Consider the following 21,917-nt stretch of genomic DNA (forward strand, 5'->3'; position numbering starts at 1 on the left):
GTTGACCAGCAAGCAGATTATTTCTGCGTGCCTTCTTCTATTTTCGGCGGATAGGTCAGATCGGCTGCTTTGCGCATTTTCGCCACGTCCTTCGCGGTCACCGTTGCCGCCGCCGGATTACCAAACTGCGTGCTGACGTAATTACTCAGCGTCGCGATCTGATCGTCATTCAGCTGATTGGCAAACGACGGCATCATGATTTCGCCTTTCTCCATATGGCGTTGCACGCCGTTGAGGATCACCGAAACCTGATTGCGGCTGTCATACGAACCGGTGCTGGTGTGGCTGAACAGCGACGGATAAGCATGGAAACCTTCACCGCTGCCTTCGCCGCCTTTACCGTGACAGGCTGCGCAACTGGCATTAAAGAGCGCCGACGCCGACTGATCGATGGTCTGGCCTTCGGCGCGCAACGGATAGACATCCTGATCACGCTGACCCCACGCATCACGCGGTTTGGTTTGCTTGTCATCACCGACGGCAGGCACAGCGCGGATATAGGTCGCAATAGCATTCAGGTCAGCGTCAGAAAGATGCTGCAAACTGTGTTCAATGGCTTCTGACATCGCGCCTGACGCGGAGGCTTTACCGGCCACAAAACCGGTTTTCAGATAGGTCACCAGTTCCTGTTGCGACCAGTTGCCGATCCCGGCATTTTTATCCGGCGTAATGTTAAAGGCGACCCATGACCCTAAATCTCCGCCGGAAAACGCCTTGTCGGTGTCCATTCCCATGGTCAGCGTTCGCGGCGTATGGCAGGTGCCGCAGTGTTCAAGGGCTTCCACCAGATAAGCGCCCCGGTTCCAGTCCGCTGATTTTGACGGATCGTTTTTCAGCTCGCCTTTGTCGAAGTTAAACATCTTCCACACGCGCATGCCCCAGCGCTGGTTGAACGGGAACGACAAATCAGTCTGCGGCCCCGCTGAATGCACCGCAGGTTGTGACATCAGATAGGCTTTGATCGCTAACACATCGTCGCGTTTCATTTTGGTGAAAGAGTCGTAAGGCATCGCCGGATACAGTTGTTGCCCGTCTTTACCGACACCTTCCCGCACCGCCCGCACGAATTCGTCGTCGGTCCAGCTGCCGATACCAAACTGCTTGTCCGATGAAATATTGGTGCCGTAAATCACCCCGAACGGCGACGCCAGCGGATAACCGCCGCCAAATTTCGCGCTGGCCTCCGCGCCCGGCGCGGTATGGCAGGCGGTACAGTCCCCGGCGATCGCCAGATATTCGCCACGCTTAATTAACGCCGCGTTGCCCGTCGCATCATCCGCCAGCGCGCTGGTCGCCACCAGCAGTGGCAATGCGGCCAGCATGAATGTCATTTTCATTGCTCATTCCTCAGAAAATCAATCAGGCCAGGCTTTTCAGCACCGTATCAGCCAGTCGTAATGCCAGCGCCGTACCGGACAGCGTGGAGTTCACCGTCGAGGCCGACGGCATGATGCCGGTACCGGCAATGAACAGGTTAGGGTGGTCGTGGGTGCGGCAGTCGCCGTCCACCACGGAATCTTTCGGATCGCTGCCCATGATCATGGTGCCGGTGATGTGCTGGTTGTTGTCGTAGACACCACGCTTGCTGTACACCACGTCGGTGCCGCCCATCTCTTTGACGATTTTCTGGAAATCGAGCATCGACTGGTCATAGCCGCGGTGCACGTATTCCGGGAATTTGTAATGCACTTCGAGACGCGGAATACCCCATTCGTCTTTCTCGGTTTTGCTCAGCACGACACGGTTTTCCGGTTCCGGCAGCATTTCCAGCAGGCATTTCAGCTGGATGAAACGCTCGGACTGATAGGTCAGTTTGTCGTTCAGCACCTTGCCGTAATAGCCCTGACGCACCAGACGCTCGGTCAGATAGCGCACCGGTGAAGTGTTCGCCACGTCGATACGTAACGCCGAGCGGTCACTGCGGAAATCGCCGTCACGCAGATTGTTAATACTGCCCGGACGCATCGGGCCTCGCCCGAAATACACCGGTTCATCGGCATAAAATTCAACGGAAGTGCCGGGGTGATCCATCAGGTTGCGACCGACCATGCCGGAACTGTTGGCGATGCCGTTCGGGTATTTCTCGCTGGTGGACATCAGCAGCAGTTTCGGACTTTCGATGCCATTGGCGGTCAGCACAAAGCGTTTACCGGTGACTTTATGGGTGACTTTGTCGGCATCAAGATAATGCACGGCCACGATGTCACCGCTGTCATTGGCTTCGATCTTGTACACCACGGCGTTGGCAATCACGCGCACACCGGCTTCAATCGCTTTACGCGCTGAAATGCCACCGTGGTATTGCGCGTCAATCGGGCAGACCGGCATGCAGTTATTGTTGCCACAGCAGGCAGGGCGGCCGTCGTAAGGGATGCTGTTACGCGCCTGCGGGCCGATACCCAGCACGTAACCGAGTCTGGCAATACGTTTGCTGATGCGGTCGAACCCGTAAGGCAGCGGAATGCCCGGCAGCGGATATGGCTGCGAGCGCGGGGAATCCAGCGCATCGTCACCGGAAACGCCCATCTGAATTTCTGCTTCGGTGTAATAGGGTTCCAGATCTTCATAACTGATCGGCCAGTCGCGCCCGACGCCATACAGCGTTTTGATCTTCATGTCGTTTGGCAGCAAACGGAACGCCTGTCCCGCCCAGTGCCAGGTGGTGCCGCCGACGCCACGCAGGTACTGCGCCGCATAGATATCCGGACCTTTCTGGATCAGGTAATTGTTATCTTTCGGCTGAAACTTCGGTTGCGGCGCCCAGGGTTTTGGCGGATACGGCTCGGTAAAATCGCCTTTCAGCGGCGACTGACGGAACAGTTCAACGGCTTCGTCGCGTTTGATTACCGGTCCGGAATCGAGCATCAGCACGGACACACCGGCTTTGACCATTTTCAGCGCGGCGAGGGAACCGGCGATACCGGCACCGATAACGACGACATCTGCATTCAGTGCATCAGCCATGAGCAATCACCTCCGTGGAATGTTGTTGCGGTACAGCAGGTTTGTTGACCCAGAAATTCGGTTCGCCCGGTGCGTAGCTTGGCGGCAGCAGGTTATTTTTCAGCAACTGATAGCTGACGATATTTTCGAAGCCGATGCATTTCTGGCTGCCGGGCTGACCGACCACACCGAGATACCAGCCGCTGACCAGTTGCTGGTATAGCGCCGCCAGTTCTGCCGGTTGTTGTGCCAGAAGCTGATGCAAATCGTCACCCACCACAGTGCTGTGCGCGGTGATCAGCGCCGACAGGGCGTCGAGTTGAGTGTCGAGCTGAGCGTTGTTTTGCGCCTGATGCAGCCAGCTGTACAGTGCCTGACCGAGATGCGGTTCCAGGCTATCCATGCCGGTGAGTTGTTCTGAGAGTTTCATAAAACTGGCGGGCATGGTCACGGCGGAAGCCAGTGGTGGTGCGGCCTGCGCCAGCGTGGCAAATACGCCACCGCCAAGCATCTGGCTGCTGATACCCGCAGCCAGTACGCCCGCCGTGCCGAGAACCAACCGGCGACGAGAAAGATTGATCATGGAGTGATGTTCCGTATAAACGGCCACGGGCGTGGCCATCAGTTTTTACCGGGAATGCAGCCTGTTTATTTCAGAACGCTGGCTGCTTTTTCAGAAGACTGGTTATCGATGTCTTGCTTCGGCGTACTGACACCGACTGCACCGACGACTTCGCCGTTAAGTGTCAGCGGGAAACCGCCGCCCAGTGCCACGGCGTGAGGGATCGCCAGCACCGTGGTTTCGCCGCCCTGCAGACGTTGCATAAATTTCAGCGACGGCGCGTGGTACAGCGCAGAAGTGCGCGCCTTACCGATGGAGGCATCAACACAGCCGGCCGGAGAACCGTCGAGGCGCTGGAAAGCCAGTAATGAACCAGATGCATCAACAACGGCGACGCAACCGGTGCTGTTCAGCCCGGCCAGTGTGGATTTCACACTGTCGATCACTTTGGCTGCCTGCGCATTATCCAGTTGCGGATGCTCCGCCGCCAGAACGGAGGTGGCGGAAAATAACAGAGAAGTGGCACAAAACAGTGCCTGTACAGTGCGTTTTTTAACAGACATAAACTCATCCCTTGTGGCAGTAGCAAAACATTGCGTAACAGGTTTTTAGTGAACGAAAAGTAAAATAAAGTTGGTAACTTAATAATATTAAAAACAATAAGGCGTGGGTGGACGGAACACTCGAGCGTGTTTCTTAATGCCACCATCAGCGCAATGCTATTGTTTTTTGTTTCGCGGATGTTAATGCAATTAACAAAACAGCAAAAGTGACGATTGCGCAGGGTAACTACTTCTCAGGAGAGTTTGTGAGGATATTATGAGCAAATCGGGCTGGCAGGCCTTGTGATATAAGGGTTGAACATATTGTGCTGTTATGAACCATATGATCCATAACCATTAACGAAATGTGACGGAGTTAACAAAACAAACCTCCCTGAACGGGAGGTTTGTGCTATCCCCCGTTCAAACGCAGGGTTTATTTGAAGTGAGTCACGGTTTGAGGTGTTATTGCGGCAGGGAAGCGGATAAAAACGCCGCCAGACAGGTGCCGGGCGGCGCTGTGCGGAAGGTCACTCAGGGAGCGTTATTCCTCAGCATGCCAGCGGCTGCGGCATTCATCACGGCGGAAACTCAGCACCCGGCTGCGGTTGGAAATCAGCCGGACATTGTAGCCCTGGAAGTAAAGACAGAAGTTTTTCTTCCACGGGCCGTCGGGCAGTTCCACCAGCAAACGTCCCGCACCCAGCGAGGTCAGCTGACCGCTGGCGCGCAACGTGCCGACGCCCATCCGCAACTGATCGCCATCAATATCGAAAGCCGCTTTTGACTCAGGATGATACCAGCGACCCTGAACCATTTTCAGGCAATCGTTCGGTTCCACCGGCGTGAAGTAACGCGGTGCATGGCCGATTTCCCCCTGAATGGCGGTGCCGTCCCAGCGCAGACGCATGGGCATATGCGCTGATAAGGTGATGGCTTCACCGGCATCCTCGCCCTGATACAAATTATCGGCAGACCCGAGATAACTGGCGGTGCCGTTGCTGACTTTCAGCCAGTAGGGTTCGGCGACGCTGGCGTATAAGCCATCCGGCAGCGCATGGCTGCGGGCAGGTAAAGGGGTGGCGAGCAGGGAAGACATCACGGTCAGCGCGTGCGTGTAGGCGGTGGTGTCTTCGCGGTTGGATACCAGCGCCACGCCGGCATCCAGTTCAGGATGCAGCAGGAAATAGGTTTTATACCCGGCATGGGAGCCGCCGTGACCGTACAACGTATGTTCACCGATGCGGGTTGAGGTGGTACCCAGCCCGTACGCGGAAGGAATATCGCCGTGCAGATAACGTTGTGCCGTCAGGGTTTTCAGTGCGCCCGCGCCCGGCCCGTTATCTGCCAGCAGGCTTTGCAACCAGACGGAAAGGGAGCGCAGGCTGCCGGTCAGACTGCCGGATGCCGACAAATGCAAACCGGCGACCGCCGTTTTCCAGCCGGTCGTGTCCTGCCAGTAACCGGGCACCAGATCCGGCACGATATCGAACCAGGTTTCCGGTGCGGTGAAGGCGATATCCAGCGGCTGTGCGATATGCGTTTGCAGCAAATCTTCAAACAAGATGCCTTTCTGTTTGAGGATTTCTTCCACCAGCCGGTAACCGGTATTGCTGTAAGAAATCTCTGTCCCCGCCGGAAAATTCAGCGTGCCGTCCTGCGCCAGAAAATCCATGATCGCCCCGGGGTCGCTGACGTTATAAACAGAAGTACCCAGCAGCGACAAGGTCTCGCGCACGTCCGCTAATCCGCCGGTCATATCCAGCGCCTGTCCGACAGTCACCTGTGACATGGGCGCTTTCAGCTGAGGTAAATACTGGCCGAGCGGATCATCGGGCGAAAGACCCGCATCGCTTTTCAGCAACGCCAGCGTGGCGAAAATGTGTTTGGTGACAGAGGCATAACGAACCACTGAATCAATGCTGAAGGGGGTGGCGGTGGTGAGATTGGCCAGTCCGCCGGTGGCAAAACCCCGCAGTGTTTTACTGTCGAAAAGCGTGATGGCACCGCCCGGTTCACCGGGTTTGTCCCAGCTTTTGGTGATGTTTTTTGCCGTCGCTTCCGCGGCGTGCCACTGTAAATCAGATGTCATTAGCGTCTCCACAGACTGTCTATCAGTGAAAAAGTGGGCAGCCATGCTGCCCGTGAAACCCAAATACGTTCCCTGCAGAAACGGTTATTCAGGCTCCTCTAAACTGAGACTTAACGATCGTAACTCTGCGGTATGCGGATGGCTGACGTTGCCCATCCTTAAATCGTCCGCGCTCAGAAGCTCGACCATTTCACCACCGATCATCACGCCAATGCTGGTGCAAAGATGCGTTATCACCGCCAGATTGTGACTGACCAGAATATACGTCAGCTTGCGGCGTTCACGCAGATCGCTCAGCAGGTTGAGGATCTCCGCTTGCACCGAAACATCCAGCGCGGACGTCGGCTCATCGAGCAGTAAAATTTCAGGTTCTGAAATCATCGCCCGCGCAATAGCGACACGCTGGCGCTGGCCGCCGGATAGCTGGTGCGGAAAGCGAAAACGCACGGCCTGTGGCAGGCCGACTTCAGCCAGCGCATCGGTGATCCGCTTTTCGATATTCAGAAAACCGTGAACGATCAGCGGCTCGCTGAGAATGCGGTCAATGGTCTGGCGGGGATGCAGGGAACCGTAGGGATCCTGAAACACCATCTGTACGCGGCGGAAAAAGCGTTTCTGGCGCACGGGCGTCTGATCTTCACCACCAATCACCATCCCGCCTGACCATGCCTGATTCAGTCCGGCCAGTGCGCGTAAAATGGTGGATTTCCCCGAGCCGCTTTCCCCCACAATGCCGAAACATTCCCCGGGGGCGACGCTGAAACTCACGCCTTTCACCACTTCGGTATCGCCAAACGCGATGCGCAAATTGTTCAGGACAATTTTGCTGTTATCTAAAGGAGAGGATTCTTCTGTCATGAGGTTTTCCATGCTTCGTCACGCACCAGAACCGGCAGTCTGTCCCGCGGATGTTTCAGGGATGGCAGACACTCGAGCAGCCCGCGCGTGTAAGGATGCTGTGCTTTCAGCAGATCACCGGCCTGTAAGGTTTCGACGATACGCCCGGCATACATCACCGCCACGCGATCGCAAAATTTTGACACCAGCGGCAGGTCGTGACTGATCAGAATCAGCCCCATGCCACGGCTTGACACCAGATCATCCAGCAGACGCAGAATTTCGGCCTGAACGGTGGCATCCAGCGCGCTGGTCGGTTCGTCTGCAATCATCAGTTCCGGATCCGGGGCCAGCATCATGGCAATCATCACGCGCTGGCCCATCCCGCCCGAGACTTCGTGCGCATACCGTTCCGCCACTTTATGCGGGTCGCGGATACGCACCTGATCCAGCAGTTCAATCGCCGCGTTCATGGCCTGTTTTTTCGATCCGCCTTTATGGGTCTGCCAGGCTTCGGCCACTTGTTTGCCGATCGGCATCACCGGATTCAGGGAGTATTTCGGATCCTGCAAAATGAAGCCGACGCGCTTGCCGCGAATTTGCCGCATCTGTTTTTCACTGGCATTGCGCAAATCAATGCCGTCGAAAGACAAGGTCTCTGCGCGGCATTTCGCGCTGGAGGGCAACAGGTTCATCAGACAACGGGCGGTGAGGGATTTACCGGATCCGCTCTCGCCGACGATGCCGAACTTTTCTTTGTCTAACGACAGAGATACGCCGCGAACAGCGTCGAAACTGCCGCTGTTGGTCTGAAAGGTAATATGCAGATCTTTGATATCAACCAGCATCATTGCTCCTTAGGATCGAGGACGTCACGCAGCCCGTCGCCGAGGAAGTTAAACGCCAGAGATGTCACGAAAATGGCAATGGCCGGAATGAGCGGTACCCACCATTCGCTGAACAGGAACCGGCGGGCGGTGGCAATCATCGCGCCCCATTCCGGTGACGGTGGCTGTGCGCCCATGCCCAGAAAGCCCAGACTCGCTGCGGTGATAATGATTGAACTCATGTCGAGGGTGATACGCACCACCAGACTCGGTACGCACAGCGGCATGATGTGGCGCAGCACGATGCGGGCAGGCGTCGCGCCGGTCAGACGGCAGACGGCAATATAATCCGTGCCGCGCACCTGCATGGTTTCTGCGCGTGCCAGTCGGGCATACGGCGGCCAGGCGGTGAGGGCGATGGCCAGAATGGCGCTTTCAATGCCGGGTTTGAGGGCGGCGACGAACGCCAGTGCCAGAATCAGACGCGGGAAGGCCAGAAAGATGTCGGTGATGCGCATCAGAATGCGATCCAGCAGGCCACCGGCATAGCCAGCCACACAGCCAATCAGCAGACCCAGCGGGGCAACAATCGCCACCACCACGATCACCATGCCGAGCGTGATACGGCCACCGTAAAGAATACGGCTCAGGGTGTCGCGTCCCAGTTCATCAGTCCCCAGCCAGTGCAGGGAGGAAGGCTTCGCCAGACGGTGTGCCAGATCCTGTGCGCCCGGATCGTAGCTGGTCAGCCACGGCGCACAGAGGGAAATCAGCAACACGATCAGCACGGTAAACAGGCCGGTGACCGCCAGCGGATTTTTACGCAGGCCGAGCCAGATGCGGTAACGGCGTCCCCAGACGGCTTGCGTGCGGGTGTGCGGCGTATCCGCCAGCAGCCAGGCGCGGCTGCCCGCGCGGGGTTGAGGTGTGACAGGAAGAGTGCTCATTTTACGCGGGGATCCAATAGTCGGTAGAGAAGGTCAGCCAGCAGGTTGAGCAGCACATAAATCGCGCCGATCAACAGCGTTGAGCCGATCACCGGGTTCATATCCGCATTCATCAGCGACACGGTGAGATATTGTCCGAGACCCGGCCAGGAGAAGACGTTTTCCGTGACCACGGCACCTTCCAGCAAACCGGCGTAGGTCAGCGCCAGCACGGTGATCAGCTGCACGCCGACGGTCGGAAAGGCATGTTTCCAGATCACCCGCTGTGCCGACAGCCCTTTGGCACGGGCGGTGATCACATATTCGCCGCCCAGCGCGTTAAGCATAAAAGTACGGGTCATGCGGGTGATGTAGGCCATGCTGAAATACGCGAGGATCAGCACCGGCTGCACCATATGCGCAAGGGCATCCCAAAATGCCCCCATGTCACCGGCCAGCAGGGAATCGACCGTCAGCAAACCGGTGACCTGCGGGATCATATCCTGATAGATGATGTCCTGACGTCCCGGCCCCGGCGCGATACCCAGCGCGGAGTAGAAGATCAGCAGGCTGAGCAGGGCCAGCACAAACACCGGTAAAGAGTGACCGGCCAGACACACCACGCGGATGGTCTGATCGATCCAGCTACCCTGACGGGTGGCGGCCCAGACGCCGAGCGGAATACCGACAATGGCGGCGATGATGATGGCCGCCGTCGCCAGTTCCAGCGTGGCCGGGAAAAACCGGGCGATATCCGTGGTGACCAGATTAGAGGTCAGGGCTGAGCGCCCCAGATCACCGTGGAATACCTGACTGAGATAATGGAAGAACTGCAACCAGAGGGGCTGATCCAGCCCCATTTCATGACGAACCCGTTCGACGACTGCCTGCGGGGCATTATCGCCAACCGCAGCCAGAACCGGGTCCGTCGGCATCACGCGACCAATAAAGAAAGTCACTACCGACAGACCAAACAAAGTAAGACAAACGCTGATGCAGGTACTCAGAAATCCTTTGAGTCTCTTGCTCACGCTTTAACAACCTTCTCGTAGGGGCTGGTGCTCATTACAGTTAATACCACACCGGAAATCACGTTACGGCAGGCAGCGGTCATGGTCGGTTGCAGCATGATGGCAAACGGGCTGTTTTCCATATGTCTGGTCTGCAATTCTTCGTACAGCTTGATGCGGGTAGCCGGATCCGATTCTTTCAGGGCTTTGGTGCTGAGATCGGAGATTTCTTTATCCTGCCAGCTGCAACGCCATGCCAGCGTACGGCTCTTGGCTTTGTCGGTGTTATCCGGGTTGCTGCAGAACGCTTCGGCGTTGGAGTTCGGGTCAAAATAATCCGCGCCCCATTGTGTCATCGCCAGTTGTTGCTGACGGGCACGCATTTTGGTCAGTACCTGACGGCTTTCAGCGGCCAGCAGCGTGACTTTTATCCCGACTTCCGCCAGGTTCGACTGCAATGCCTGCACGATGTCAGAAGAAGGTGACGCAGAATAGTGATCCAGCGTGATGTCAAACCCGTTCGGGAAACCGGCTTCCGCCAGCAGGGCTTTGGCTTTTGCCACATCACGTTTGTACATGATGGTGTTAACCGCCGCCGGGAAACCTTCCGGCAGGAAGCTCTGATGGATTTTGTGGGTCAGCGGCACGATATGCTGCTGGATATTTTCGTAATCGATTGCCCATTTGATCGCCTGCCAGACCTGCGGTTTCGCCAGATTCGGGTGCGCGGTATTGGCGGAGAGCATAAAGGTGCCCGCAATGCCTTTCTGTACCAGCGTGAAGTTTTTGTCTTTCAGCAGCGGACGCAGCTGTTCGGTGGTCAGGTTGCGCGCGATATCGATATCGCCTTTCTGCAGCATTAACAACTGAGCGGAAGGGTCAATGATATGACGCATGATGATGCGCTGGATCTTACCTGCGTGCGGGTTGTTTTTGTTGCTTTCCAGGATGACGGATTCGCTGACTTTCCAGTCGCGCAGTTTGAACGCACCGGAACCGGCACTGTTTTTCTTCAGCCAGGTATTACCGAGATCGTCACCGGCCTGATTTGCCAGACAGGCAGATTTTTGCACGATGCTGCCGACGTTGGCGGTCAGGCAATATAACAGGAAGGATTCAGAGGCCGGTTCGGTGGTCTTGATCACCAGCGTTTCGGCGTCAGGCGCGGTAATCAGGCTGTCGACGTTATCTTTGGTGTAACCAAACTGGTTAATGATGTACGCCGGGCTTTTATCCAGTTTCACCACGCGTTGCAGGGAGAACGCGGCGTCTTCGGCGGTAACCGGTTTGCCATCGGCCCATTTGGCTTGCGGATCCAGTTTGAAGGTGAAGGTTTTTTTGTCGTCAGAAGCCGTCCAGGACACTGCCAGATCGCCTTCAATTTCATCAGGGGAGGCCAGTTTAGGTTTCACCAGTTGCTGATACATATTGCCGGTAATTTCACTGCCCACGGATTCAAAACTTTCATGCGGGTCAAGGCTGGTAATGATGTCGAGCTGAATCGCCATCACCAGTATTGATGCCGGCGTGGCAGCAAACACGGCATCAAATTTCAGGTAGGACAGCACAGGTATTGCGGAAAAACCGGTAACAAATTGACGCCTGGTAACCATAACTACTCCCATCATGTTGATATATAAAAGTAAAATTAAAAATTACAGTGGCAAACCCTTGACTTAACTCCGGGCAACTGGCTTAAATGAAAAACCGTTGCTTTGCACTCGTCGACGTTTCATATCGAAAAAACTAATGTGAAGCGTACTGTGTTTGTTCAATGCTGGTGCAACATCACGCTGTGACTGCACCCTGTATGAACAAATCTCCGTTGTCTTAGTCATGCTTAATCAAAGGTAGACCTTTTTTATGAATAACGTAGCGCACGGAACTGAAGAATTAATGCCGGTTTTTGATGGACATAACGATGTTTTGCTACAACTTTGGACAGAACATCGTCAGGATCCGGAACGTGCATTCCTTCAGGGACCCGCCAGCGGACAATTGGACCTGCCGCGCTGTCGTGAAGCAGGCTTTGCTGGCGGGCTTTTCGCCGCCTGGGTGCCAACGCCTGACGTTGACCTTGCAAGTAGCGTGCCTGATCGCGCAGTCGATCCCCGTTTTTTGCTGGAAGGTACTCAAAAACATCCTGATTTTTCCCCGACGCCTTCTTTCGATTTTGCACGTGATGTCACATTTGGCATGATGGCGTTCCTGCTCCGAATGGAAGAACACTCGCAGGGAAAGGTGAAAATTTGCCGTACTGCGCAGGAAATCCGTCAGTCGATGGATAACCATGTATTAGCTGTGGTTATGCATATTGAGGGCGCGGAAGCGATTGATGAGGATTTGTATAATCTCGACGTGTTGTACAGCATGGGGCTGCGGTCGCTCGGCCCGGTGTGGAGTCGTCCGAATATCTTCGGCCATGGCGTGCCTTTCAAATATCAGACCTCGCCGGATACCGGTCCGGGGCTGACAGAAGCGGGCGTGCGTCTGGTGAAAGCCTGTAACCAGAAACGCATCATGATCGACCTGTCGCATCTCAATGAAAAAGGGTTCTGGCAGGTGGCAGAACTGAGCAATGCGCCGCTGGTGGCCAGCCATTCCAATGCGTTCAGCATCTGTCCGCAATCACGCAATCTGACGGATAAACAACTGGGCGCCATTAAAGAAAGTCAGGGATTCGTCGGGCTGAACTTCGCGGTGCCATTCCTGCGCGAAGACGGTAAACGCAACGACGATACCGGCACCGATATCATGGTGCGTCACGTCGATTATCTGGTGGAACATCTGGGTGAGGACAGCGTCGGATTCGGATCGGATTTTGACGGTGCGACGATGGCGCCCTTTATGAAAGACGTGCGGGGACTGCCGGTGCTGGTGGAGGCGTTGCGAAAGGCGGGTTACGGTCAGGCACTGCTGGAAAAAATCTGCTACAAAAACTGGGTGAATGTGCTGGAGCGCACCTGGGGAAACTGAGTCAGCAGGCAGGGCAGTAAAAGAAAAGGCAGCCACAACGACGGGCTGCCTTTTTGCTGTGTGCTGCGCAGACTTATTTGAAGAAGTCTGCGCTGACGGTCAGGTTGCCGCCGCTTTTGTTCTGCCACTGGCGGGTAATGTGGTAGAACTTGGCGCCTTTCGCTGCGGCACGGTTTGCCACTTCCTGCGACACGTCGGTGGTGCTGTTGTAGTGACCGGTGAAGGTCGTGGAATCAAACGGCACCATCTGCGCGGCGGTCACGTCATTCACTTCCTGAATTTTCGCGCCGTTGGTTGCAGTGACAGTGTAACGCTGACCGGTAGAGGACTGCGTCTCAAAGAAGCGGCCGACATCACGGCTTGGGCTGCCGGAAGAGGCCACGCCCGGGATTTCAACTTTCGCTGCCGCTGCGCCACCGGCTGCCAGTGCGGCTTTACCGGCTTCAGAATCAGCAGGGATCGCATCCGGAGACTGTACAACGCGTTTTGCTGCATCTTTCTTATAAATAAACGCTGTCACGTACTGATTGCCGCCGCTGTTGGCATCAATCTGGCGAACGATAAAGAAGGAGTATGCCCCTTTCTCTTTCGCGGCTTTGGTGATGGCATCATTGACGTCTGGCTGGCTGCGGTAGAAACCGCTGACCGTCACGGTGTCATATGGCTCAAGGCCGTACGCCACATCTTTCGGCAGCTCGACCACGCCATTGATCACGCGGTAGTGAGTATCTTTACTGACTTCTGGCGCATCTTTTTTATAGATATCTGCAACTACGCGCCAGTTCCCGCTATTGTTAGTGGTGTTGGTATCTTGAATATAAAAATAATCTGCACCCAGCGTATCGGCACGGCGGGAAACAGCGTCAGACGCGTCGCCCAGTGTGTTGAATCGCCCGGTAATAACAATGCGATCAAAAGGCTTGATGGCTGCTGCTTTCTGCGGGCTGATTTCCTGCGCGGCATGTGCAGCAGACAGCGCAGAAACAGAAAACAGGGCCGATGCGATGATCGTTTTTGTCAGCTTCATAAAAAATCCTTTCACCTTGCGCAGTAATGTTGAAACGTGCTGAATTCTTGATGTGTAACAGGTTAGCGGCCGATTATTGCATGTAACAATGCCGAGTGTCTCAGCAATTTATGGCAATAAATAGGGGGTTACCGGTTTAACACCGTTCTTTTTTTACTGCGCATAACTTATATAAGTTTGCTGCATAATCCAAGAGGTGAAATAAATGTTAATTATTCACTATTTTCTAACTTTTATGCCCGAACTGAGCGGCTCAGAATGAACAAATCCTGAGTGATTGATCCGGTATATTGGCCGTTCTCAGGTGGATTAAAGGCATGTTTCTCAGGGTTTGCAGCAGGTTTGCGGACCATATCAACTTTTTTATTATTAATTGCCTGACTATCGCTGTGATACGTAGATTATTGATTAGATATTCAGTAGGTTATACCCAGCCTGAAAAAACTGTTATCGGTGACCTCTATTAACCGACAGGCTTGTACTTGAATTGTTATGTCGATGACACAAATCATCAATGAAAAGGGTGAAGGGAATACTATGCGTATTGGTGTACCAAGAGAGCGGTTGACCAATGAAGCCAGGGTCGCAGCCACGCCGAAAACGGTGGAACAGTTGCTGAAACTCGGCTTTACGGTCGCTATCGAACAAGGTGCCGGTAAGTTAGCCAGCTTTGAAGACTCCGCGTATGAGCAAGCTGGCGCGTCGGTTGTCAACGGTGATGATGTATGGCAATCAGACATCGTTTTGAAGGTTAATGCCCCAGAAAACGATGAAATCGATAAATTACAGGCAGGAACCACGTTGGTCAGCTTTATCTGGCCTGCGCAAAACCCGGAATTAATCCAAAAACTGGCCGACCGTCAGGTGACGGCGATGGCTATGGATTCAGTGCCGCGTATTTCCCGCGCACAATCCCTCGATGCCCTCAGCTCAATGGCTAACATCGCCGGTTACCGTGCGATCGTTGAAGCGGCACACGAATTCGGTCGGTTCTTCACCGGGCAAATCACTGCCGCCGGTAAAGTGCCACCGGCAAAAGTGATGATTATCGGCGCCGGTGTGGCGGGCCTGGCTGCTATCGGTGCAGCAGGCAGCCTCGGTGCCATCGTGCGTGCTTTTGATACCCGCCCTGAAGTGAAAGAGCAGGTGAAAAGTATGGGCGCAGAATTCCTCGAGCTGGATTTCGAGGAAGAAGCGGGCAGCGGCGACGGTTACGCCAAAGTGATGTCCGAAGCGTTCATCAAAGCAGAAATGGCGCTGTTTGCCGCGCAGGCCGAAGAAGTCGACATTATTGTCACCACGGCGCTGATCCCGGGACGTCCGGCACCCAAACTGATCACCCGTGAAATGGTCGCATCCATGAAGCCGGGCAGTGTGATTGTCGATCTGGCGGCGCAGACGGGCGGTAACTGTGAACTGACTGTGGCAGATCAGATCACCACCACCGAAAACGGCGTGAAGATCATCGGGTATACCGATTTGCCGAGCCGTTTACCGACACAGTCTTCTCAGCTTTACGGTACCAACCTGGTTAACCTGCTGAAATTACTCTGCAAAGAGAAAAACGGTGAAATCGAGATCGATTTCGACGATACCGTTGTGCGCGGTGTGACTGTCGTGAGAACCGGTGAAGTGACCTGGCCGGCTCCGCCGATTCAGGTTTCTGCTCAGCCTCAGGCAGCGAAAGCGGCAGAACCTGTCGCGAAAGTAGAAGCCAAACCGGCATCGCCGTGGACCAAATTTATCATTATGGCCGTGGCTGTTGTGCTGTTTGGCTGGCTGGCGAATGTGGCCCCGAAAGAGTTCCTGTCCCACTTTACCGTGTTCGCGCTTTCATGCGTGGTCGGTTATTACGTGGTGTGGAATGTCAGCCATGCGCTGCATACTCCGCTGATGTCGGTCACTAATGCCATCTCAGGGATTATCGTGGTCGGTGCCGTACTGCAAATCGGTCATGGCGGTTGGGTGAGCTTCCTCTCCTTTATCGCGGTGCTGATTGCCAGTATCAATATTTTCGGCGGGTTCACCGTCACTCAGCGCATGCTGAAGATGTTTCGTAAGAACTAAGGGGAATATATGTCTGGGGGTTTAGTAACAGCAGCATATATTGTTGCCGCCATTCTGTTTATTTGCAGCCTGGCCGGGTTGTCAAAACATGAAACATCCAAGCAGGGTAATATTTTCGGTGTCACCGGGATGGCGATCGCGTTAATCGCGACCATTCTCGGGCCTGATTCCGGGAATGTGGGCTGGATCATCGTGGCGATGGTGATCGGCGGTGCGATCGGTGTTTATCTGGCACGTAAAGTCGAAATGACGGAAATGCCGGAACTGGTCGCGATTCTGCACAGCTTCGTGGGTCTGGCAGCGGTTCTGGTGGGCTTTAACAGCTATCTGGATCACGGTGCGGTACCGATGGAAGGCGTGATGGAAAACATCCATCTGACCGAAGTGTTCCTCGGTATCTTCATCGGTGCAGTGACCTTTACCGGTTCGATTGTGGCGTTCGGCAAACTGCGCGGGATTATTTCTTCCAAACCGCTGGCATTACCGCATCGTCATAAACTGAATCTGGCGGCGCTGGTTGTTTCTTTCCTGCTGATGGTGATGTTCGTTCGCACTGACAGCGTGGGCCTGCAGGTAGTGGCATTACTGATCATGACCCTGATTGCGCTGGCGTTTGGCTGGCATCTGGTGTCATCCATCGGTGGTGCGGACATGCCGGTTGTGGTCTCCATGCTGAACTCGTATTCCGGTTGGGCCGCAGCGGCGGCGGGCTTTATGCTCAGCAACGACCTGCTGATCGTCACCGGTGCGCTGGTCGGTTCTTCCGGTGCGATCCTGTCCTACATCATGTGTAAAGCGATGAACCGTTCGTTCATCAGCGTGATTGCAGGCGGTTTTGGTACTGACGGTTCCTCTACCGGTGATGCGGAAGAGATGGGCGAATATCACGAAGCCAGTGCGGAAGACGTGGCAGACATGCTGAAAAACGCCAGCTCTGTGATCATCACCCCGGGCTACGGCATGGCGGTGGCACAGGCGCAGTATCCGGTTCACGACATTACTGCAAAACTGCGCGCGAAAGGCATCAAGGTGCGTTTTGGTATCCACCCTGTTGCTGGGCGTCTGCCAGGCCACATGAACGTTCTGCTGGCCGAAGCAAAAGTGCCGTATGACATCGTGCTGGAAATGGATGAAATCAACGATGATTTCAGCGATACCGACGTGGTGCTGGTTATTGGTGCCAATGACACCGTGAACCCGGCGGCGCAGGAAGATCCGCGCAGCCCGATCGCGGGTATGCCGGTACTGGAAGTGTGGAAAGCGCAGAACGTGATCGTGTTTAAACGTTCAATGAATACCGGTTACGCCGGTGTGCAGAACCCGCTGTTCTTCAAAGAAAATACCCAGATGCTGTTTGGCGATGCCAAAGAAAGTGTAGAGAAAATCCTGCGCGCTCTTTAATGCCAGTCCGCTAATGAAAAAGGCCAGTCAGATGACTGGCCTTTTTTTATCGCTCACTCAAACCTTACTCGTCGTCATCTTCTTCTTCATCATCGGACGTAATAGGGCATTCGAAATCATCTGGCTTGATGGCCAGCAAATCGCATTTCAGATGGTCGATCACCTGTTCGGTGGTATTACCCAAAAATGCGGCGGAAAGTCCGGTACGGCCAATGGCGCCCAGCACCACCACCCCCGCCTGAAGATGTTCTGCCAGGTCAGGAATGACTTCTTCCGGCAACCCTTTTTCTACGTGCGTGAATTTCTCATCAAGCTGGAATTTCTGGCGCAACGCCTTCATGGCGATCAGATGCTGACCACGAATGGCATCGTTATACACGCTCGGGTCGAAATCAGGCAGTTCGATGGCAATATTGATCGGCGTGACCGGATACGCGCCCACCAGATGCACTTCCGTCTGATTTACATGAGAGGCCAGTTCGATGGTTTCTTTCACCAGTTTATTGTTGAGCGGGTCATGGTACGGCTCTTCACTCGACAGATTAACGGCGACCACGGCTTTGCCGCCTTCCGGCCACGGCTGGTCTTTCACCATCCAAACCGGACACGGGCACTTACGCAATAAATTCCAGTCGGTCGGGGTGAAAATCACTGACTCAAGGCGGTCATGCTGATGGGCCATCTTCAGCAGCAAATCGTGATTGTGGGTAACGACTTCCTGGATAATGGCTTCGAAAGGTTTGTTGTGCCAGACGACTTTGACATCAATCGGGATGCCTGCTTCGACATAATAATGGCACTGTTCTTTAATCCACGCTTCCCGTTCACTGATCACACTTTGTCGCATGCTGGTTCGCTCGTCCGGCGACAGCATGGTGGTCATCTCGTAAGAGAAATCATAAATGGAAAGGAATGCTTTGATGCGGCCGCCGTTACGTTGCACCAGATAAACGGCACGACGCAGCGCGGGTTGGTCATCCTGATTGGGGTCTATAGCAACCAGTAAATTCTGATACTTAGCCATGGGGACTCCTTAACACCTGTAAGAGAACGGCGGTCAGTGTATTAAGTACAGAGTAAACCAAGAATAAGCAATCGGACAGCGGAGAAATTGAGTCGGATCAACAAATTATTCCTTGCTGACCCGACAGCAAATCTATCAGGCAGAAACCGGAGCAGATTGACCGGCTAATTGAGAAAGCATTTCATGATTCTCAATGGTGATGTATTTCCCTTTCACACTCAGCATTTCTGATTTCTGGAAACGGCCTAACAAGCGGCTGATGGTTTCCACGGTCAGACCGAGGTAGTTACCGATATCGCCACGGGTCATGGTCAGGCGGAATTCGCGCTGAGAAAAACCACGTTGTGCGAAGCGGCGGGAGAGGTTGTAGATAAACGCTGCCAGTCTTTCTTCGGCGTTTTTCTTCGACAACAACAGGATCATGTCCTGGTCGCCTTTGATCTCGCCACTCATCAGACGCATCATCTGCTGGCGCAGATTCGGCATTTTGCCGGAGAGGTCATCCAGCGTTTCAAACGGGATTTCACAGACCATGGACGTTTCCAGTGCCTGAGCAAAACTCGGGTGCTGCAAGCCACCAATAGCGTCAAAGCCCACTAAATCACCGGCAAGATGGAAACCGGTAATTTGCTCGTCGCCTTGTTCTGTAATGGTATAGCTTTTAATGGTGCCTGAACGGATCGCATAAAGAGACTTCAGTTCATCACCGGCTTTAAACAATGCCTGACCTTTTTGGATCGGCTTTTTCCTTTCGATAATGTTGTCCAGCTGATCGAGTTCATGCTCGTTCAGGGTGAAAGGAATACAAAGCTGGCTGATGCTACAGTCCTGACAATGGATTGCACAGCCACCAGATTGGATACGTCGAATAATACGTTTTTCCGGGATCATAAGAGTCACTCTGGCAATATTGATATGGGTCAATTTTAACATCTTTTGCAGTGAGTGATAAGTAGCTGAAAGGTGCTAAAAGGGCGAAATGTTAAAAAACCCCGTTTTTAAACAGGTTTTTTTTCTAATTATTTTGATCTGCGGAGGGAATTAAGTCGAATTGAGAATCAGTGAGATTTAGAGCAGGGTCAATTTATTAAGAAAAAGAATAACGAAATTTTAATGAATAACACGAATGAATCAATTTATGACGAGAATAGCCTTTAATTTATTATCCGTTTCGGTTCGTTATTTTGTCAGTTTTTTTAACACATTTGATTCGTCTCACTGCGAGGCGGATTATGGCATAAACCGCGACAGCGATCGACTTTGATACCCATTCTCCTCACAACCGCTTACAATGACTGAATTCGTTTAGCTTTCGTTTACTTTTAGGAAAGGTGTAATGCAGTCTGACTCTCTGGGTTTTCCGTTTGAAACCACTCTTGTGTTCGTTATTATCGCCGTTGCCGCGCTGCTGATCGACATCTTTGCCCACCGCAGTCATAAGCCTATCGGCCTGAAAAGTGCCTCCCTCTGGACGGTCTTCTGGATCGCTGTTTCTCTGAGCTTTGCCGGATTCCTGTATATCCACCACGGCAAAGAAGTCGCCAGTCTGTTCCTGACCGGTTATGCGCTGGAGCAGGTGCTTTCTATTGATAACCTGTTTGTGATTATGGCGATTTTCGCCTGGTTTAAAGTGCCGGACGGTTACCGTCACCGCATCCTTTACTGGGGCGTCATTGGCGCGATTGTTTTCCGGGGCATTTTCGTGGTGATTGGTACCAGCCTGCTGGCGCTGGGGCCGTGGGTGGAGATGGTGTTTGCCGTGGTCATTCTCTGGACGGCGATTCTGATGATGCGTGCCGGAAATGACGATGACGAAAATGATGATTACTCTGATCACATCGCCAACCGAATGGTACGCCGTTTGTTCCCGGTGTTTCCGAAACTGGTGGGGCCACATTTTCTGGTCAGCAGCGAGCAGGTCGAAGCCGAACTGGCAAAACCGGAAAATCAGGGTTTCAGCTTTACGGTGAAAAAGGGCGTGCGTTACGCCACGCCGTTGCTGTTGTGTATTGCGGTGGTGGAAATCTCCGACCTGATGTTTGCGTTTGACAGTGTTCCGGCCGTGATTGCCGTCAGCCGCGAACCGCTGATTGTCTATTCTGCCATGATGTTTGCTGTACTCGGATTACGTACCATGTATTTCGTGCTTGAGGCATTACGTAAATATCTGGTGCATCTGGAGAAATCCGTCATTTTCCTGCTGTTCTTCGTTGCCGCAAAACTGGCGCTGAACTCCAGTAATCACCTGTGGCATCACGGCGTAGAAATCAGCGCGATGACCAGTTTGTACGTGGTGCTCGGCGTTCTGGCGTTAGGGATTATTGCCAGCCTGTTGTTCCCGGGCAAAAAAGAAACCGCATAACGTCTTGTCGTGCTTCCCGATGAAAAAACGCTGCCATGGCAGCGTTTTTTGTTGGGGGACGGCGTGGGGAAACCGGCGTTACACGTCACCCTCGTTATCTTTTTCCACCGCCTCATGGATGCGATCCAACATATCCGGGAAGGCGGACTGCACGCGGCTCCAGCTCGGGATAAAGGGCTTTTCGCTGGGCGTATCCACAAAGGCCTGACCGGCTTCCATAATCGCGCCGGAGAACAGTTCCACCGCAGATTCTTCACTGTGCCGGTCAAAAGATAAGCCGTTCATTCGCGCATCGTTTTCAAACCCGTCAATCATATCCAGCGCGTTGCGGTAATACGTGGCTTTAAGGATGCGGAACGACTCGCTGGTAATATTCACGCCGAGAATAGCCATCTTGCGGTACAGCGCCTTGGTGATATCAATACTCATGCGCTGCAAACCGTTCGAGGCATCTTCTTCCGACATAGGCTGATGTTTGTGGTCGTAATTGTCGGCAATATCGACCTGACAGATACGTTTTGTCGCCGTGTTGCGATGCAGTTCAGACAGCACGCCGATCTCCAGCCCCCAGTCGCTCGGGATACGCAAATCATTCAGCACGTCCGTACGCATGGCGAACTCACCCGAAAGCGGGTAACGGAAGGTGCGCAGGTATTCCAGAAAATCGGAATGGCCGTAAACGATTTGCAGGGATTTCAGCAGCGGGAACACCAGTAACCGGCCCACGCGGCCATTAAATTTCCCGTCTGCCACGCGGGCGTAATAGCCTTTACAGAAATCGTAATGGAAATTCGGATTGGCGACCGGATACATCAGGCGGGCCAGCATATCGCGGCTATAGGTGACAATGTCACAATCATGCAGCCCGACCACCGAGGTGCGGCGCGACGCCAGGGTATAGCCGACACAGAACCAGACATTTCGGCCTTTACCCGGCTCGTTGGGCGAGAGGTTTTCTTTTTTCAGCTCCTGATCCAGCGCCGTCAGACGTGGTCCGTCATTCCATAAAATGCGGTGACGCTGGGGCAGACGGGAGAAAAATTCGCGGGCAAATAAAAACTGGTCGCGGTCAGCCCGGTCCAGACCAATAACGATCTCTTCCAGATATGGCACTTTTGTCAGTTCATCGACAATGCGGGTCAGCGCCGGACCTTCAAGTTCTGAAAACAAGGAAGGTAATATTAATCCCATCGAACGGCGGCCGGAAAACACCTGCAAATCGTATTCGAGTTCTTCGACTTTGCGGTTCGTCAGATTATGAAAATTAGTAATGACACCATCCTGATAAAAATCGCTCATACGGTATTCTCCAATTTTAGAA

18 protein-coding genes are annotated in these 21,917 nt (G+C 53.9%); 4 read left to right on the forward strand and 14 right to left on the reverse strand.

All coding sequences use genetic code 11. The features are described from left to right. Nucleotides 1-17: 17 nt before the first annotated feature. From EYY67_RS02760 to EYY67_RS02805, 10 genes are all read right to left on the reverse strand, one after another. Entirely contained in the window at nt 18-1,337 is a 1,320-nt protein-coding gene (locus EYY67_RS02760; protein WP_131692773.1) for a cytochrome c, read from the reverse strand. Nucleotides 1,338-1,359: 22 nt separating this feature from the next. Then, nucleotides 1,360-2,964, reverse strand: coding sequence for a GMC family oxidoreductase (locus tag EYY67_RS02765; RefSeq protein ID WP_131692774.1), 1,605 nt, complete (start codon nt 2,962-2,964; stop codon nt 1,360-1,362). Then, nucleotides 2,957-3,526, reverse strand: coding sequence for a sugar dehydrogenase complex small subunit (locus EYY67_RS02770; protein ID WP_119827400.1), 570 nt, complete (start codon nt 3,524-3,526; stop codon nt 2,957-2,959). The genes EYY67_RS02765 and EYY67_RS02770 overlap by 8 nt, the downstream gene beginning before the upstream one ends. Before the next feature lie 65 nt (nt 3,527-3,591). Continuing rightward, nucleotides 3,592-4,068, reverse strand: coding sequence for a GlcG/HbpS family heme-binding protein (locus EYY67_RS02775; protein WP_119826014.1), 477 nt, complete (start codon nt 4,066-4,068; stop codon nt 3,592-3,594). 523 nt (nt 4,069-4,591) lie between these two features. Then, nucleotides 4,592-6,139 carry a serine hydrolase domain-containing protein gene (locus EYY67_RS02780; protein ID WP_131692775.1) on the reverse strand — a complete coding sequence of 516 codons (1,548 nt, stop codon included), beginning with the start codon at nt 6,137-6,139 and terminating at the stop codon, nt 4,592-4,594. Nucleotides 6,140-6,223: 84 nt separating this feature from the next. Then, complete coding sequence (locus tag EYY67_RS02785) at nt 6,224-6,997, reverse strand: ABC transporter ATP-binding protein (protein WP_131692776.1); 774 nt, start codon at nt 6,995-6,997, stop codon at nt 6,224-6,226. Next, the gene (locus tag EYY67_RS02790; RefSeq protein WP_131692820.1) at nt 6,994-7,824 is read right to left on the reverse strand and encodes an ABC transporter ATP-binding protein; all 831 of its coding nucleotides are present in this window, start codon (nt 7,822-7,824) and stop codon (nt 6,994-6,996) included. Before EYY67_RS02790 ends, EYY67_RS02785 begins: the two co-directional genes overlap by 4 nt. Then, complete coding sequence (locus EYY67_RS02795) at nt 7,824-8,750, reverse strand: ABC transporter permease (protein WP_131692777.1); 927 nt, start codon at nt 8,748-8,750, stop codon at nt 7,824-7,826. Before EYY67_RS02795 ends, EYY67_RS02790 begins: the two co-directional genes overlap by 1 nt. Next, the gene (locus tag EYY67_RS02800; protein ID WP_013575571.1) at nt 8,747-9,760 is read right to left on the reverse strand and encodes an ABC transporter permease; all 1,014 of its coding nucleotides are present in this window, start codon (nt 9,758-9,760) and stop codon (nt 8,747-8,749) included. Before EYY67_RS02800 ends, EYY67_RS02795 begins: the two co-directional genes overlap by 4 nt. Further along, complete coding sequence (locus EYY67_RS02805; RefSeq protein ID WP_119826018.1) at nt 9,757-11,352, reverse strand: ABC transporter substrate-binding protein; 1,596 nt, start codon at nt 11,350-11,352, stop codon at nt 9,757-9,759. Before EYY67_RS02805 ends, EYY67_RS02800 begins: the two co-directional genes overlap by 4 nt. A 250-nt stretch (nt 11,353-11,602) precedes the next feature. On the opposite strand from EYY67_RS02805, the gene EYY67_RS02810 reads away from it, so the two are divergent. After that, on the forward strand, nt 11,603-12,715 hold the full coding sequence (locus EYY67_RS02810) for a dipeptidase (protein WP_095922007.1): 1,113 nt from the start codon (nt 11,603-11,605) through the stop codon (nt 12,713-12,715). Between the two features lie 73 nt (nt 12,716-12,788). Here the strand turns inward: EYY67_RS02810 and ydgH are convergent, their stop codons facing one another. Continuing rightward, nucleotides 12,789-13,742 (reverse strand): DUF1471 family protein YdgH, encoded by a 954-nt coding sequence (gene ydgH, locus EYY67_RS02815; RefSeq protein WP_095922008.1) that lies wholly within the window; start codon nt 13,740-13,742, stop codon nt 12,789-12,791. Between the two features lie 537 nt (nt 13,743-14,279). On the opposite strand from ydgH, the gene pntA reads away from it, so the two are divergent. Further along, entirely contained in the window at nt 14,280-15,809 is a 1,530-nt protein-coding gene (gene pntA / locus EYY67_RS02820) for a Re/Si-specific NAD(P)(+) transhydrogenase subunit alpha (RefSeq protein WP_119826022.1), read from the forward strand. Between the two features lie 9 nt (nt 15,810-15,818). Next, a complete protein-coding gene (pntB, locus tag EYY67_RS02825; RefSeq protein WP_095922010.1) occupies nt 15,819-17,210 on the forward strand; it encodes a Re/Si-specific NAD(P)(+) transhydrogenase subunit beta in 1,392 nt (463 codons plus the stop codon). Nucleotides 17,211-17,274: 64 nt separating this feature from the next. On the opposite strand, the gene uspE is transcribed toward pntB, so the two are convergent. Beyond that, nucleotides 17,275-18,234 carry a universal stress protein UspE gene (gene uspE / locus EYY67_RS02830; protein ID WP_095922011.1) on the reverse strand — a complete coding sequence of 320 codons (960 nt, stop codon included), beginning with the start codon at nt 18,232-18,234 and terminating at the stop codon, nt 17,275-17,277. A 135-nt stretch (nt 18,235-18,369) separates the two neighbouring features. Next, complete coding sequence (locus EYY67_RS02835) at nt 18,370-19,125, reverse strand: FNR family transcription factor (RefSeq protein ID WP_013575564.1); 756 nt, start codon at nt 19,123-19,125, stop codon at nt 18,370-18,372. Between the two features lie 445 nt (nt 19,126-19,570). Here EYY67_RS02835 and EYY67_RS02840 point away from each other — a divergent pair, with 445 nt between their 5' ends. Further along, nucleotides 19,571-20,596: a TerC/Alx family metal homeostasis membrane protein gene (locus tag EYY67_RS02840; RefSeq protein ID WP_131692778.1), complete on the forward strand. Its 1,026-nt coding sequence runs from the start codon at nt 19,571-19,573 to the stop codon at nt 20,594-20,596. Nucleotides 20,597-20,674: 78 nt separating this feature from the next. Here EYY67_RS02840 and EYY67_RS02845 read toward each other — a convergent pair whose 3' ends face one another. Further along, complete coding sequence (locus EYY67_RS02845) at nt 20,675-21,895, reverse strand: glycosyltransferase family protein (protein WP_095922013.1); 1,221 nt, start codon at nt 21,893-21,895, stop codon at nt 20,675-20,677. Nucleotides 21,896-21,917: the final 22 nt, after the last annotated feature.

The organism is Rahnella victoriana, from assembly GCF_004330295.1.
Taxonomy (GTDB): Bacteria; Pseudomonadota; Gammaproteobacteria; order Enterobacterales; family Enterobacteriaceae; genus Rahnella; species Rahnella victoriana.

Excerpts from the sequence above, each read along its gene's own strand:
- EYY67_RS02835 (WP_013575564.1), bottom strand. The coding sequence starts at position 19,125 with ATGATCCCGGAAAAACGTATTATTCGACGTATCCAATCTGGTGGCTGT.
- EYY67_RS02840 (WP_131692778.1), top strand. The coding sequence starts at position 19,571 with ATGCAGTCTGACTCTCTGGGTTTTCCGTTTGAAACCACTCTTGTGTTC.
- ydgH (WP_095922008.1), bottom strand. The coding sequence starts at position 13,742 with ATGAAGCTGACAAAAACGATCATCGCATCGGCCCTGTTTTCTGTTTCT.
- EYY67_RS02780 (WP_131692775.1), bottom strand. The coding sequence starts at position 6,139 with ATGACATCTGATTTACAGTGGCACGCCGCGGAAGCGACGGCAAAAAAC.
- EYY67_RS02795 (WP_131692777.1), bottom strand. The coding sequence starts at position 8,750 with ATGAGCACTCTTCCTGTCACACCTCAACCCCGCGCGGGCAGCCGCGCC.
- pntB (WP_095922010.1), top strand. The coding sequence starts at position 15,819 with ATGTCTGGGGGTTTAGTAACAGCAGCATATATTGTTGCCGCCATTCTG.
- EYY67_RS02845 (WP_095922013.1), bottom strand. The coding sequence starts at position 21,895 with ATGAGCGATTTTTATCAGGATGGTGTCATTACTAATTTTCATAATCTG.
- EYY67_RS02775 (WP_119826014.1), bottom strand. The coding sequence starts at position 4,068 with ATGTCTGTTAAAAAACGCACTGTACAGGCACTGTTTTGTGCCACTTCT.
- pntA (WP_119826022.1), top strand. The coding sequence starts at position 14,280 with ATGCGTATTGGTGTACCAAGAGAGCGGTTGACCAATGAAGCCAGGGTC.
- EYY67_RS02805 (WP_119826018.1), bottom strand. The coding sequence starts at position 11,352 with ATGGTTACCAGGCGTCAATTTGTTACCGGTTTTTCCGCAATACCTGTG.
- EYY67_RS02785 (WP_131692776.1), bottom strand. The coding sequence starts at position 6,997 with ATGACAGAAGAATCCTCTCCTTTAGATAACAGCAAAATTGTCCTGAAC.
- EYY67_RS02810 (WP_095922007.1), top strand. The coding sequence starts at position 11,603 with ATGAATAACGTAGCGCACGGAACTGAAGAATTAATGCCGGTTTTTGAT.
- EYY67_RS02770 (WP_119827400.1), bottom strand. The coding sequence starts at position 3,526 with ATGATCAATCTTTCTCGTCGCCGGTTGGTTCTCGGCACGGCGGGCGTA.
- EYY67_RS02760 (WP_131692773.1), bottom strand. The coding sequence starts at position 1,337 with ATGAAAATGACATTCATGCTGGCCGCATTGCCACTGCTGGTGGCGACC.
- EYY67_RS02790 (WP_131692820.1), bottom strand. The coding sequence starts at position 7,824 with ATGCTGGTTGATATCAAAGATCTGCATATTACCTTTCAGACCAACAGC.
- EYY67_RS02765 (WP_131692774.1), bottom strand. The coding sequence starts at position 2,964 with ATGGCTGATGCACTGAATGCAGATGTCGTCGTTATCGGTGCCGGTATC.
- uspE (WP_095922011.1), bottom strand. The coding sequence starts at position 18,234 with ATGGCTAAGTATCAGAATTTACTGGTTGCTATAGACCCCAATCAGGAT.